This window comes from Pseudomonas sp. RAC1 (genome assembly GCF_030658255.1).
Lineage (GTDB): Bacteria > Pseudomonadota > Gammaproteobacteria > Pseudomonadales > Pseudomonadaceae > Aquipseudomonas > Aquipseudomonas boreofloridensis.
Genome location: NZ_JAUTXS020000022.1, coordinates 25,571 through 39,232 on the forward strand (window position 1 = coordinate 25,571; position 13,662 = coordinate 39,232).

Below are 13,662 nucleotides of genomic sequence, written 5' to 3' on the forward strand. Positions count from 1 at the left end.
GAACGCCTTTGCGCCGCGACATGACGCCACTTCATGTGCCAGCCTCCGGAGCAATGGGTTAGAATGCCACCCCACTTCAGCCCCGATCCTTGAGGACCGCCATGTTCAGCCGTGATTTGACCATTGCCAAGTACGACGCCGAGCTCTTCGAAGCCATGCAGCAAGAAGCCCTGCGCCAGGAAGAGCACATCGAGCTGATCGCTTCGGAAAACTACACCAGCCCAGCGGTCATGGAAGCCCAGGGTTCGGTTCTGACCAACAAGTACGCCGAAGGCTATCCAGGCAAGCGTTACTACGGCGGCTGCGAGTACGTCGACGTGGTCGAACAGCTGGCCATCGACCGCGCCAAGCAACTGTTCGGCGCCGACTACGCCAACGTTCAGCCGCACGCCGGTTCCCAGGCCAACGCGGCGGTCTACCTGGCCCTGCTGTCGGCCGGCGACACCATCCTGGGCATGAGCCTGGCCCACGGCGGCCACCTGACCCACGGCGCCAGCGTGTCGTCCTCGGGCAAGCTGTACAACGCCATCCAGTACGGCATCGACGGTAACGGCCTGATCGACTACGACGAAGTGGAGCGTCTGGCGCTCGAGCACAAGCCGAAGATGATCGTCGCCGGTTTCTCCGCCTACTCCCAGGTGCTGGACTTCCCACGCTTCCGCGCCATCGCCGACAAGGTCGGGGCCTACCTGTTCGTCGACATGGCCCACGTTGCCGGTCTGGTCGCAGCAGGCGTCTACCCCAACCCTGTGCCGTTCGCCGACGTGGTCACCACCACCACCCACAAGACCCTGCGCGGTCCGCGCGGTGGCCTGATCCTGGCGCGCAAGAACGAAGAGATCGAGAAGAAGCTCAACTCCGCCGTGTTCCCAGGCGCCCAGGGTGGCCCGCTGGAGCACGTCATCGCGGCCAAGGCGATCTGCTTCAAGGAAGCGCTGCAGCCTGAATTCAAGGCCTACCAGCAGCAAGTGGTGAAGAACGCCCAGGCCATGGCCAGCGTGTTCATCGAGCGCGGTTTCGACGTGGTGTCCGGCGGTACCGAGAACCACCTGTTCCTGCTGTCGCTGATCAAGCAGGAGATCTCCGGCAAGGACGCGGACGCCGCCCTGGGCAAAGCGTTCATCACCGTGAACAAGAACTCGGTGCCGAACGACCCACGCTCGCCTTTCGTCACCTCCGGCCTGCGCTTCGGTACTCCGGCCGTCACCACCCGTGGCTTCAAGGAATCCGAGTGCCGCGAACTGGCCGGCTGGATCTGCGACATCCTCGCCGACCTGAACAACGAGGCAGTGATCGACGCCGTGCGGGAAAAGGTCAAGGCCATCTGCAAGAAGCTGCCGGTCTACGGCAACTGATCGCAGGCAACATCTGAGGGTCGCGGCTGCGACCCTTAGCTGACACGAAGCCGCTGCCGTCCACGCAGCGGCTTCGTCGCATCCGGGCAATGCCCGCCCCTTCCTCCCTGCATCCGCCTGCCTGAGCATCCCGATCGAATGGCCGCTGCACCAGCGTCCAATGATCGAAGGCAATCCCCATGCTCAGCCACCGCCAACAATCCTTCCTCGCCACCCTGCACCTGCAGGATCGCCCCATTAATACGCTCGATGCACTGCTCGGCAAACCTGCGTGGGTCAATTGGTTCGGCAACGCCTCGACCTTGCCGCAACTGGTCAGCACCGTGCGCAACGACTCCTCGATGCTCAGTTGCCAGCCGGGCGTCGGCCACGACGCGGTGCTGCTGTACTTCCGCCACAGTCCGGGCGGCTACCGCCTCTACTCGCGCACTCCCGGCGAGCACTTCGGCAAGGGCGTGCGCTTGTACGGGCATGGCCATCTGGGCCTGGGGTCGGTGACTCAGCACGAGCCCTGCCTGCTGACGCTGCAAACGCCTCAAGGCGGTGCGGTGATGCTGGACCGATGGGTCGGGCCTCGGCACCCGGTGGTGCTGAGCACTGAGCAAGGCCACGTCCATCCGCGACGACGGCCCAGCTCCGCGTTCGAATACCTCAGCGGCCAAGGCCTCACGCCGCTCACCTGGACCTTGACCCTCATCGAGCGTGAGGTGCCGTGGCTCGATAGCCCGCAAGAGGTATGAGCGAGTGGTCAACGGAACCCCTTCCGACTTCGCCGCGCACGCCCCGCTTCGTACCGTTCAGCTCCCTTCCTAGGAGAGCAAGCGCATGTCCAAGCAGCGTTCATTCATCGCCACCCTGTCATTCAATGGGCAGCCCCTCAACGGCTTTGCCGAATCGACCCGTGGGCCGGTTGTCCTGGAGACACCCGGCACCCTTCCAGCCACGACGGTCGATGGCGGCCAGGCACTGGGCTATCTGGACGGCAGCGAAAGCGACTTCGCCCACGGCCAGGAAATGGGCCTGATCACCTTCGAAAAGGCCCCGCAGCCCGCGCCGCTGCGGCTGTACTTTCGCGACAGCGAACGTGGGTACCGGATTTACGTACGCGGCGGCGCCTTGCATGGCCAGGGTGTGTTCGTCGCCCAGTCCGGGCTGGTGGAGATCAACCCCGTCGAGCGACACGATCCGACCTGCTGGCAGATCGACGAACTGAACGGCGGTGCGCCCCTGGACGTGCTCCAGCAGGCCGGCGATACGCTGCGCGTGACGATGACCAGCGAAGCCGGCCACAGCCTCTATACGCAGTTGCTGTACCCGGTCGGCGGCTTCCTGGCGTGCCTGCCGCAGGCAGAGCCCTCTTGCTTCGGTCTGACGATCCTCGAGCGCGAGGTCGACTGGCTCAGCGCTAGCTGAAAGCACCAGACAACCAAGCTTCGCGGCTCCGGAGCTTTCAGCGGCCGAGCGCTGCGAAGCCTTCGCGGATCTTCTCCTGGGGCAGCTCGTCGCCGATGAACACCATCACGCTTTCCCGCGCCTCGCCGTCCTGCCACGGGGCATCCCAATCGAAACCGTAGAGCTTGAGCACGCCCTGGAACACCAGGCGGCGATCTTCGCCGGCGATGTTCAGCACCCCCTTGTAGCGCAGCAACTGCTTGCCGTGCGCTTCGAGCAACCCATTCATGAAGTCGCTGAGCTGGTCGATGTCCAGCGCCGTGTCGCTGCGCAGCACCAGGGTGGAGATACGGTCCGGGGTGGCGGGCTTCAACACGGGGCGTAGTGTCGGCTTGAGGCTGGCGCCCAGGTCCGGGTTGAGGTTGAAACCGCGCACATCGAGCAACTCGGCCAGGTCGATGCGACCGTGCTCGACCACCCGCAACTGCGCGCGGCCGTTGATGCGCGCCAGCCGCTCACGCAGCGCCTCCACCGCCGCCGGTTCGACCAGGTCGGTCTTGCTCAGCAGCAAGCGGTCGGCAAAGCCCACCTGGGCCTGGGCGATGGCCTGGGTCAGGTGGAACTCGGCGTGCTTGGCATCGACCAGGGTGATGATGCCGTCGAGGATGTAGCGATCGCGCAGTTCTTCATCGATGAAGAAGGTCTGGGCCACCGGCGCCGGATCGGCCAGGCCGGTGCACTCGATCACCAGACGGTCGAAGGCGATTTCGCCCGCGTCCAGGCGCTCGAGCAGCAGGTACAGCGCACGGGTCAGGTCGCCGTGGATGCTGCAGCACACGCAGCCGTTGGCCAGGGTCATCACCTGTACCGGTTCGTCGCCCAGCAGCTGGCTGTCGATGCCCGCGTCGCTGAACTCGTTCTCGATCACGGCGATCTTCAGCCCGTGCTCGGCCTTGAGCATGTGCTTGAGCAGGGTGGTCTTGCCAGCACCGAGAAAGCCGGTGAGCACGGTGACGGGAATGGGGGTATGCACGCGTTTGCCTCCTTGAAGCCGAAAAAGACTGTGGGAGCCTGCTTGCGCGGGCTCCCACAGGGTCAGGCAGGGTAGTGACTCAACAGCACTTGGGCCCGGACTTGCCGCCGTAGCGGGCTTCCTGGCGCTCGCGGAAGAACGCCTCGTAGCTCATCACCGGCTGGTCCGGATGGGTCTTTTGCATGTGCTCGACATAGTTGTCGTAGTCGGGCATGCCGACCATCAGCCGAGCGGCTTGCCCCAGGTACTTACCCAGTCGTCCCAGGTCGTTGAACATCGCAGCGGTCCTCTCAAGCGTCAGGCAGAGCCTGGAACGGGGTTTCCTTGTCGCTGCGCTCCTTGCGACCCAGGGCGGCGATGCCGACCTTGATGGCGAAGAACAGCACGCTGAACACCACCACCAGGAACAGGATGGTGAGGCCGGCGTTGGTGTAGGCGTTGAAGATCACATGCTGCATCTGCCCGATGTCCTTGGCCGGGGCCAGCACCTGGCCGGCGTCCAGCGCGGTGCTGTATTTCTTGGCCAGGGCCAGGAAGCCGACGGCCGGGTTCGGGTCGAACAGCTTGATCAGACCCGCGGTGGTGGTGCAGATCAGCAACCACAGCGCCGGCAGCAGGGTGACCCAGATGTAGCGCTCGCGCTTCATCTTGATCAGCACCACGGTGCCGAGCATCAAGGCGATACCTGCCAGCATCTGGTTGGAGATGCCGAACAGCGGCCACAGCGTGTTGATGCCGCCCAGCGGATCGATGACGCCCTGGTACAGCAGGTAGCCCCACAGCGCCACGCAGCCGGCGGTGCCGATCAGGTTGGCGGTCCACGACTCGGTGCGCTTGAGCGCCGGCACGAAGCTGCCCAGCAGGTCCTGCAGCATGAAGCGTCCGGCGCGGGTGCCGGCGTCCACGGCAGTCAGGATGAACAGCGCTTCGAACAGGATCGCGAAGTGATACCAGAAGGCCATGGTGTTTTCACCCGGCAGTACCTGGTGCAGGATCTGCGCGATCCCCACCGCCAATGTCGGCGCGCCCCCGGCACGGGCCAGTATGGTGTGCTCGCCGATGTCACGGGCGGTCGCCTCGAGCTGTTCGGGGGTGATGGTGAAGCCCCAACTGCTGACCGTCTGCGCCACCGCCACCACGTCGCCACCGACCACGGCCGCCGGGCTGTTCATGGCGAAGTACACGCCCGGTTCGATGACCGACGCCGCGACCATGGCCATGATCGCCACGAACGACTCCATGAGCATGCCGCCGTAGCCGATGTAGCGGGCGTTGGTTTCGTTGTCCAGCAGCTTGGGCGTGGTGCCCGAGCTGATCAGGGCATGGAAGCCGGACACCGCGCCGCAGGCGATGGTGATGAACAGGAACGGGAACAGGGTGCCCTTCCACACCGGGCCGGTGCCGTCGGTGAACTGGGTCAGGGCCGGCATTTTCAGCTCGGGCGCAATGATCAGGATGCCGATGGCCAGGCCGATGATGGTGCCGATCTTGAGGAAGGTCGACAGGTAGTCACGCGGCGCCAGCACCAGCCACACCGGCAGCACGGCAGCGACGAAACCGTAGCCGACCAGCATCCAGGTGATCTGCACGCCGGTGAAGGTGAACGCCGGACCCCAGGTCGGATCCGCCGCGATCACACCGCCCAGCCAGATGGAGGTGAGCAGCAGGACCACGCCGATCAGCGAGATCTCGCCAATGCGCCCCGGGCGGATATAGCGCATGTAGATGCCCATGAACATGGCGATCGGGATGGTCGCCATCACCGTGAACATGCCCCATGGGCTTTCGGCCAGGGCCTTGACCACGATCAGCGCCAACACCGCGAGGATGATGATCATGATCAGGAAGCAGCCGAACAACGCGATGGTGCCGGGGATGCGGCCCATCTCCTCGCGCACCATGTCGCCCAGCGAGCGGCCGTTGCGGCGGGTGGACAGGAACAGCACCATGAAGTCCTGCACCGCACCGGCCAGGACCACGCCGGCGATCAGCCACAGGGTGCCCGGCAGATACCCCATCTGCGCGGCCAGGACCGGGCCGACCAGCGGACCGGCGCCAGCGATGGCGGCGAAGTGGTGACCGAAGAGGATGTGCTTGTTGGTCGGGACGTAGTCCAGGCCGTCGTTGTTGAGGACCGCCGGGGTGGCCCGACGCGGATCGAGTTGCATCACCTTGGTGGCGATGAACAGGCTGTAGTAACGGTAGGCGACCAGGTAGATGGCCACTGCCGCGACCACGATCCACAAGGCATTGATCGCTTCACCGCGACGCAGGGCGACCACACCCAGCGCGCAGGCTCCTATGATTGCCAGCGCCAGCCACGGAATGTGGCGGAGCAGGCTATTATTGTTGTTCATGGTTGGCTTCCAGCTGGTGAATTGGAATGAGACCGCCTTTCGAGTCTAGAGCCAGTCATTGCGCATTGCCATACTTGCTTTGGTCTAGAGCCTCTGCGAGCCGATTACGCCCTTCTACTCTCCCCCAGGCCGAACGCCGAGGACTGTCCCATGAGCGACCATGATGAGCGTCGACGTTTCCAGCGCATTGCCTTCGATGCCCCCACCGAGTTGCGCCAGGGCAAGCGCCGTTGGCCGGTGACCCTGCTCGACCTCTCCCTCAAAGGCCTGCTGGTGGAGCGACCCGAAGCCTGGGAAGCGGACTTGAGCCAGGATTTCGAAGCCATCATCCACCTGGACAAGGCCACCGAGGTGAGGATGCAGGTCGAACTTCGCCACGAAGAGCCTGAGCGACTCGGTTTCATCTGCCTGTACATCGACCTGGAATCCATGTCCCACCTGCACCGACTTGTGGAATTGAACCTGGCCGACAGCACCGAAATGATGCGCGAGCTGCGTGAACTGATCGAATATTGAAATCTGTTAGCTCGCTAAGCATCTAGCCGCGCCGCAAATCCTGCCCAACCAGACAGCTTTCAATGGGGTGTCTGGTTTTTTGTACACACCCCTCTGGCACCGTCTCCCTCACCTGGAACGCATTCTGCATTGGCGTTAGGCACCCCTTCCTGGCGCTCCTGGGGGCGGCTTGATCAAAATATTGTATACAATTCATGTGGCAATGATTTGTAAGAGCTGTCTACAGTAGCGGCACAACAATAAACAGAGAGCCTGCTCCCATGACCACGTCTCCCAGCACGTCTCCCGCCCGGCGCCCCGAGGACGAAAACCTCGGCGTCGGGGCCAACCTGGCCTACGGCCTGCAGCACGTCCTGACCATGTACGGCGGCATCGTCGCCGTACCGCTGATCCTTGGCCAGGCGGCGGGACTGGCGCCGGCGGAGATCGGCCTGCTGATCGCCGCCTCGCTGTTCGCCGGTGGCCTGGCGACCTTGCTGCAAACCCTCGGCCTGCCATTCTTCGGCTGCCAGTTGCCGCTGGTGCAAGGGGTGTCGTTCGCCGGCGTGGCGACCATGGGCGCGATCCTCGGCAGCCAGAATGGCGGCGGCATGCCGGCCGTGCTCGGCGCGGTGATGGCCGCCTCGCTGATCGGCCTGCTGATCACCCCCGTGTTCTCGCGCATCACCCGCTTCTTTCCGCCGCTGGTGACCGGCATCGTCATCACCACCATCGGCCTGACCCTGATGCCGGTGGCCGCGCGCTGGGTGATGGGCGGCAACAGCGCCGCCGCCGACTTCGGCAGCATGGCCAACGTCGGGCTGGCGGCTCTGACCTTCGCCATCGTGCTGCTGTTGAGCAAGCTGGGCAGCGCCAGCATTTCACGCCTGTCGATCCTCCTGGCAATGGTCGCCGGCACCTTGATCGCCTGGGCGCTGGGCATGGCCGACTTCAGCAAAGTGGGCGACGGCCCGCTGCTGGCCTTCCCCACGCCCTTCCACTTCGGCCTGCCGACCTTCCATATCGCCGCGATCCTGTCGATGTGCATCGTGATCATGGTGACCTTGGTGGAAACCTCGGCGGACATCCTCGCCGTGGGCGAGATCATCGACACCAAGGTCGACTCCCGGCGCCTGGGCGACGGCCTGCGCGCGGACATGGCCTCGAGCATCCTGGCGCCGATCTTCGGCTCCTTCACCCAGAGCGCGTTCGCCCAGAACGTCGGCCTGGTGGCGGTGACCGGGGTGAAGAGCCGCTACGTGGTGGCCACCGGCGGGCTGATCCTGGTGGTGCTCGGCCTGCTGCCGATCATGGGCCGGGTGATCGCCGCCGTGCCCACGCCCGTGCTGGGCGGCGCCGGCATCGTGCTGTTCGGCACGGTGGCGGCCAGCGGCATCCGCACCCTGTCCAAGGTGAGCTACACCAACAACGTCAACCTGATCATCGTCGCCGCCTCGCTGGGCTTCGGCATGATCCCCCTCGCCGCGCCGACCTTCTACCACCAGTTCCCCGGCTGGTTCGAGACCATCTTCCACTCTGGCATCAGTTCGGCGGCGATCATGGCCATCGTGCTCAACCTGATCTTCAACCACCTCAAGACCGGCAACTCGGACCAGCAGTCGGTGTTCGCCGCCGGCTACGAGCGCACCATCCAGTACTCGGACATCTCGCAGTTGCGTGACGGCGACTACTTCAAGGACGGCAAGCTGTTCGATGCCGAGGGCCACGAAGTGCCGGTGAAGAACGAGGCCGAGCCGGGCGCCCGAGGCCGACGGCGCAAGGTGGTGGCGGAGCATTGAAGCCGCCCGTTGGTCGACGGGCAGTTGCCCTCGCCCGCAGGATCACTCGAACAACGCATCCAGCGCCTGCTCCAGTCGCGTCACTGCGATAACCTGCAGTCCAGCCGGCGCTTCCTTGGGCGCATTGCCCTTGGGCACGATGGCGCGCTTGAAGCCGTGTTTGGCCGCTTCCTTGAGACGCTCCTGGCCGCTGGGCACCGGGCGCACCTCGCCGGACAGACCGATTTCACCGAACACCAGCAGGCCGTGGGCCAGCGGGCGGTTGCGCAGGCTGGACATCACCGCTGCCAGCAGCGCCAGGTCAGAGGCGGTCTCCAGCACCTTGACCCCGCCGACCACGTTGAGGAACACGTCCTGGTCGTGGGTGGGAATGCCGCCGTGGCGGTGCAGCACCGCCAGCAACATGGCCAGGCGGTTCTGGTCCAGGCCCAGGGTGACCCGGCGCGGGTTGGCCAAGTGGCTGTCGTCGACCAGCGCCTGCACCTCCACCAGCATCGGTCGGGTGCCCTCCCAAGTCGCCATCACCACGCTGCCGGGCACTTCCTCCTGGGTCCGGTTGAGGAAGATCGCCGAGGGGTTGGAGACTTCCTTGAGGCCACGATCGGTCATGCCGAACACACCCAGTTCGTTGACCGCGCCGAAGCGGTTCTTCACCGCCCGCAGCAAACGCAGGCGGCCGTCCGATTCGCCTTCGAAATACAGCACGGTATCGACCATGTGCTCGAGCACGCGCGGCCCGGCCAGCGAGCCTTCCTTGGTGACGTGGCCGACCAGGAAGATCGCCGTGCCGCTCTGTTTGGCGTAGCGCACCAGCAGCGCCGTGCTCTCGCGCACCTGGGCCACGCCGCCGGGCGCCGATTGCAGTTGCTCGGTGAAGATGGTCTGGATCGAGTCGATGACCATCACCCGCGGCTTTTCCTGGCGAGCGGTGGCGATGATGGTTTCGATGCAGGTCTCGGTCATCACCTTGAGCTGGTCCTGGGGCAAACCCAGGCGCCGCGAGCGCATGGCCACCTGTTGCTGCGACTCCTCGCCAGTGACGTACAGCGCCGGCATGTGGGTGGCGATGTTGCACAGGGTTTGCAGCAGGATGGTGGACTTGCCGATGCCCGGATCACCGCCGATCAGCACCACCGAGCCGTCGACCAGGCCGCCGCCGAGCACGCGGTCCAGTTCCGTGCTGCTGGTGGTGAAGCGCGGGATTTCCTCGACGCTGACTTCGGCCAGGGTCTTGATCTGCGCCTGCTGCCCGGTCCAGCCGGCGCGCCCGGCCGGGACCGCTGCAGCGCCGCTCTCGATCATGGTTTCGACCAGGGTATTCCAGGCGCCGCATTCACCGCACTGGCCGGCCCATTTGGGAAAGGTCGCGCCGCACTCGGTGCAGCCATACAAGCGCTTGGCCTTGGCCATCGGGTCAGTCTCCTGGGCAAAGACCGCCATGATAGCCGAACGCGCGCGTGCCTCGGCGGCGAAGGCCAGCGACAAAACTATTCAGGCTGATGGCAGTCTGTACCCCACGCAGTACAAGAATCGATTCCGTGGCTTACACTGCGTTTACTCATCACTTGTTACAAAGGAAGAACACATGGGCGTGCTCAACGAATTCAAGGCCTTCGCGGTCAAGGGAAATGTCGTCGATATGGCGGTGGGTATCATCATCGGCGCGGCCTTCGGCAAGATCGTCTCGTCGTTCGTGGGCGATGTGATCATGCCGCCATTGGGCCTGCTGATCGGCGGCGTAGATTTCAGCGACCTGGCCATCACCCTCAAAGCCGCCCAAGGCGATGTGCCGGCGGTGGTACTGGCCTACGGTAAATTCATCCAGACGGTGATCGACTTCATCATCGTCGCCTTCGCCATCTTCATGGGCGTCAAAGCGATCAACCGCCTCAAGCGCGAAGAGGCCAAGGCCCCCAGCGTGCCCCCGGCCCCGACCCCGCAGGAAACCCTGCTCACCGAAATCCGCGACCTCCTCAAGAACGGCAACGGCAGCGGCAAGCTGTAAGCGGCAAGCGGGAGCGCACCGCACCGCTCCTACTTGCCGCTTGTAGCTTGCAGCTTGCAACTACCTGCCGCTTGCCGCTCCCTCACCAGTACGTCTCGACCGCAACTTGGCCGGGGCGTTTGCTGAGGCTCAGTTGCAGGTCGCGGGCTTTGAGGACTTTGCGAGTCTCGTCGATCATCTCCGGGTTGCCGCAGAGCATGATGCGCGAGTGCTCGGGTGACAGCTCCAGGCCCGCGGCGCGCTCCAGCTCGCCGGTTTCGATCAGCGTGGTGATGCGCGCGTTCAGCGCGCCGGGGTGGGATTCGCGGGTGACCACCGGGATGAACTGCAGCTTGCCGGCGAACTCGGTCAGGTATTCACGCTGCTCGAGGCCCGCGATCAGGTCCAGGTAGGCCAGCTCCTTGGCTTCGCGCACCGAATACACCAGTTTGATGGCGTCGAAGCGCTCCCAGGCCTCGAAGTCCTGGAGGATCGACACGAACGGCGCGATGCCGGTGCCGGTGGCCAGCAGCCACAGGTCGCGGCCGTCGACGAAGCGGTCCAGGGTCAGGTAGCCGTAGGCCTGGCGCTCGATCAGCAGGCTGTCGCCCTTCTGCAAGCGGCTCAGCTCGCTGGTGAATTCGCCATCCGGCACCACGATCGAGAAGAAGTCCAGAAACTCGTCGTGCGGGGCGCTGACCATCGAGTACGCACGCCACACCACGCTGCCATCGGCCTTGGTCACCCCCAGACGCGCGAACTGGCCCGAGCGGAAACGAAAGCCCGGATCGCGTGTGACCCGCAGACTGAACAGGTTCGGCGTCAGTGGCTGCACATCGAGCAAGGTCTGGGAGGTGTATTTGTCGGCGCTGGCGGTCATGGGGGGCTCCTGGAATGATTGCGCCCAGTGTCTCGCAAACCGCCGCGAAGAAACACCGCGCGGCTGTAGGCGTATAGCTTATGAGCAAGAAATTACCCTGCACTTCGTCGCTATAGCCAAAAATTCCCAGCGGTTTTTACAGCTTTTTCTACACTCAAGTGGGTGAGTCCAATCCTGGATCCAACTGGAGCAGCGTCATGCCGCACTGGAAGCAAGAAAAGCTGCAGACCCTGCTCGGGGAGCGGCACCCCGAAAGAATGTTCGACCAGGCCATCTTGCTAGCGCAAGAGATGGGCATGATGTACCTCGGGCTGGTGTTGCACCTGCACATTCCGGCACGTCACCCGCAGACCATCCTGTACAACAATTTTCCCGAAGCGTGGAACGAGCGCTTTCGCGCCGACCGCGATTTCATCCTCCAGGACCCGGCCATCAACCGCAGCCGCATCAGCGCCGTTCCGGTGCTGTGGGAGGATGCGCTGTACGAGGAGGTGCCCGATTTTCGTGAGGCCGCGTGTACCCATGGCCTGCGTCATGGCTGGACGCAGTCGCTCTACGACCGCTACAACCACGAGAGCCAATTGAGCGTGGCACGCAGTCAGCGCCGTATTTCCGCCCACGAACTGCTCAGCAAAAGCGCACAGCTTTTGTGGTTGCACAATGTGCTGCACGAGCTGATCTGCGAGCACCACCGCCGAGCGGAAAGCCCGTCCCATGAGCTGACAGAGCGCGAACTCGAAGTCACCAAATGGACAGCCGACGGCAAGACCGCTTCAGACATCGCCTGCATCCTCTCCCTCTCCCCCAGCACCGTGAACTTCCATATCCGCAGCGTCATCACCAAACTCGGCGTCACCAACAAGACCGCTGCCGTTGCGGTCGCCGCGGCTCGCGGTTTGATCTGGAAGTGACTGCCGCTGCCTGGCAAAGCCTGTAGAATCGAGCGCTTTCCAGCACGCAGAGACCTCTGCGCGCGCAGCCGTTTCGAGCCCGTTTCCCATGCCTCTGCTCACCAGCCCCTTCGCCGAACTCGACCTGATCCGCCAGCCGGAGCAGAACAACGACCCGCTACAGGCCTTCGACGCCGCCGACGAATACCTGCTCTCGCACCTGGCCACCCAGGCGCCCGCCGCCGACGCACGGGTGCTGATTCTCAACGACAGTTTCGGCGCCCTGGCCGCGAGCCTGGCTGGGCAAGTGCAAGTGATCAGCAGCGGCGACTCGCACTTGGCTCACCTGGCGCTGGAGAAGAACCTGGCGCGCAACGGCAAGCCCTTCGACTGCGTGCCATTCGTGCCGGCCAGCGCCGCTTGGCAGGGGCCGTTCGACCGCGTGCTGGTGCGCGTGCCGAAGACCCTGGCCTTGCTCGAAGAACAGTTGATTCGCTTGCAGGGCCATCTGGCGCCGGGCGCCGAAGTGATCGCCGGCGCCATGATCAAGCACCTGCCGCGCGCGGCGGGCGATTTGCTGGAGCGCTACATCGGCCCGGTGCAGGCGTCGCTGGCGCAGAAGAAAGCGCGTCTGCTGACCGCCACGTTCGCCGAACGCCCACAGGCCGCGTCGCCCTATCCCACGCGCTACCGCCTGGACAGCCCGGCGCTGGAACTGCTCAACCACGCCAACGTGTTCTGCCGCGAAGGCCTGGACATCGGCACCCGCGCCTTCCTGCCCCACCTGCCGCGCGACTTGGGCCAGGCACGTATCGCCGACCTGGGGTGCGGCAACGGCGTGCTGGGCATCGCCAGCGCACTGCTCAACCCACAAGCGCAGCACACCTTGGTAGATGAGTCGTACATGGCCGTGCAGTCGGCGCGGGAGAACTGGCAGGCGGCATTGGGCGAACGGCTGGCGGATATCCGTGCGGATGACGGGCTGGCGGGGCAGGACAAGCAATCGCTGGACGTGGTGCTGTGCAATCCACCGTTCCACCAGCAGCAGGTGGTCGGCGATTTCCTCGCCTGGCGCATGTTCCAGCAGGCGCGCGAAGCGCTGGTGGTGGGCGGCGCGCTGTACATCGTCGGCAACCGCCACCTGGGTTATCACAGCAAACTGGCGCGGCTGTTCCGTGGTGTTGAACAAGTGGCCGCGACGCCCAAGTTCGTGGTGCTCAAAGCGCGCAAGTAATGCCTGGACATGTGTGGAGGTGGCCTTGCGTTGCGAAAAGGGCCGCAAAGCGGCCCCGGCGATCTCAAGCGAACACTGGCGCGTCCCCGCTCAATGGGTGGTCAACCCCGCCGCATTCATGAACAGGCGCATGCCATAGGCCACCACGCCCAGCGCCGCGACGCTCAGTGCCCAGATCAGCACCAACCAGCCCAGGCGCTGCCAGAGTGGCTTCTTCTCTTCGACCGTCATCACCCTGCCCTC

At 64.6% G+C, this 13,662-nt stretch carries 14 protein-coding genes; 8 read left to right on the top strand and 6 right to left on the bottom strand.

Translation table 11 applies throughout. From position 1 onward, the window contains the following. Positions 1–101 precede the first annotated feature (101 nt). From glyA to Q7C30_RS05155, 3 genes are all read left to right on the top strand, one after another. Positions 102–1,355, top strand: coding sequence for a serine hydroxymethyltransferase (gene glyA / locus Q7C30_RS05145; protein WP_317870896.1), 1,254 nt, complete (start codon positions 102–104; stop codon positions 1,353–1,355). 179 nt (positions 1,356–1,534) lie between these two features. Beyond that, the gene (locus tag Q7C30_RS05150; RefSeq protein ID WP_317870897.1) at positions 1,535–2,095 is read left to right on the top strand and encodes a hypothetical protein; all 561 of its coding nucleotides are present in this window, start codon (positions 1,535–1,537) and stop codon (positions 2,093–2,095) included. 85 nt (positions 2,096–2,180) lie between these two features. Beyond that, positions 2,181–2,768 carry a hypothetical protein gene (locus Q7C30_RS05155; RefSeq protein ID WP_317870898.1) on the top strand — a complete coding sequence of 196 codons (588 nt, stop codon included), beginning with the start codon at positions 2,181–2,183 and terminating at the stop codon, positions 2,766–2,768. 37 nt (positions 2,769–2,805) lie between these two features. Here Q7C30_RS05155 and yjiA read toward each other — a convergent pair whose 3' ends face one another. The 3 genes from yjiA to Q7C30_RS05170 form a co-directional block, all read right to left on the bottom strand. Then, positions 2,806–3,780, bottom strand: a complete 975-nt coding sequence (gene yjiA / locus Q7C30_RS05160) for a GTPase (RefSeq protein WP_039580323.1) — start codon at positions 3,778–3,780, stop codon at positions 2,806–2,808. Between the two features lie 79 nt (positions 3,781–3,859). Continuing rightward, complete coding sequence (locus Q7C30_RS05165; RefSeq protein WP_029614786.1) at positions 3,860–4,057, bottom strand: YbdD/YjiX family protein; 198 nt, start codon at positions 4,055–4,057, stop codon at positions 3,860–3,862. A gap of 13 nt (positions 4,058–4,070) precedes the next feature. Beyond that, positions 4,071–6,137: a carbon starvation CstA family protein gene (locus tag Q7C30_RS05170; RefSeq protein WP_317870899.1), complete on the bottom strand. Its 2,067-nt coding sequence runs from the start codon at positions 6,135–6,137 to the stop codon at positions 4,071–4,073. A 150-nt stretch (positions 6,138–6,287) separates the two neighbouring features. Here Q7C30_RS05170 and Q7C30_RS05175 point away from each other — a divergent pair, with 150 nt between their 5' ends. After that, positions 6,288–6,653 (top strand): PilZ domain-containing protein, encoded by a 366-nt coding sequence (locus tag Q7C30_RS05175; protein ID WP_317870900.1) that lies wholly within the window; start codon positions 6,288–6,290, stop codon positions 6,651–6,653. A gap of 260 nt (positions 6,654–6,913) precedes the next feature. Further along, positions 6,914–8,431, top strand: a complete 1,518-nt coding sequence (locus Q7C30_RS05180) for a nucleobase:cation symporter-2 family protein (protein WP_317870901.1) — start codon at positions 6,914–6,916, stop codon at positions 8,429–8,431. A gap of 42 nt (positions 8,432–8,473) precedes the next feature. Here the strand turns inward: Q7C30_RS05180 and radA are convergent, their stop codons facing one another. Next, positions 8,474–9,841 carry a DNA repair protein RadA gene (radA, locus tag Q7C30_RS05185; RefSeq protein WP_317870902.1) on the bottom strand — a complete coding sequence of 456 codons (1,368 nt, stop codon included), beginning with the start codon at positions 9,839–9,841 and terminating at the stop codon, positions 8,474–8,476. 175 nt (positions 9,842–10,016) lie between these two features. Between radA and mscL the strand changes: the two genes are divergently transcribed. Beyond that, positions 10,017–10,436, top strand: coding sequence for a large-conductance mechanosensitive channel protein MscL (gene mscL, locus Q7C30_RS05190; protein ID WP_029614775.1), 420 nt, complete (start codon positions 10,017–10,019; stop codon positions 10,434–10,436). An 82-nt stretch (positions 10,437–10,518) separates the two neighbouring features. Here the strand turns inward: mscL and Q7C30_RS05195 are convergent, their stop codons facing one another. After that, positions 10,519–11,295: a ferredoxin--NADP reductase gene (locus Q7C30_RS05195; RefSeq protein ID WP_304485428.1), complete on the bottom strand. Its 777-nt coding sequence runs from the start codon at positions 11,293–11,295 to the stop codon at positions 10,519–10,521. A 197-nt stretch (positions 11,296–11,492) separates the two neighbouring features. Between Q7C30_RS05195 and Q7C30_RS05200 the strand changes: the two genes are divergently transcribed. Then, on the top strand, positions 11,493–12,206 hold the full coding sequence (locus Q7C30_RS05200) for an autoinducer binding domain-containing protein (RefSeq protein ID WP_116889232.1): 714 nt from the start codon (positions 11,493–11,495) through the stop codon (positions 12,204–12,206). Between the two features lie 88 nt (positions 12,207–12,294). Next, positions 12,295–13,419: a methyltransferase gene (locus Q7C30_RS05205; RefSeq protein ID WP_116889234.1), complete on the top strand. Its 1,125-nt coding sequence runs from the start codon at positions 12,295–12,297 to the stop codon at positions 13,417–13,419. Positions 13,420–13,509: 90 nt separating this feature from the next. On the opposite strand, the gene Q7C30_RS05210 is transcribed toward Q7C30_RS05205, so the two are convergent. Next, positions 13,510–13,650 carry a DUF2474 domain-containing protein gene (locus tag Q7C30_RS05210; RefSeq protein WP_037028932.1) on the bottom strand — a complete coding sequence of 47 codons (141 nt, stop codon included), beginning with the start codon at positions 13,648–13,650 and terminating at the stop codon, positions 13,510–13,512. Positions 13,651–13,662 lie beyond the last annotated feature (12 nt).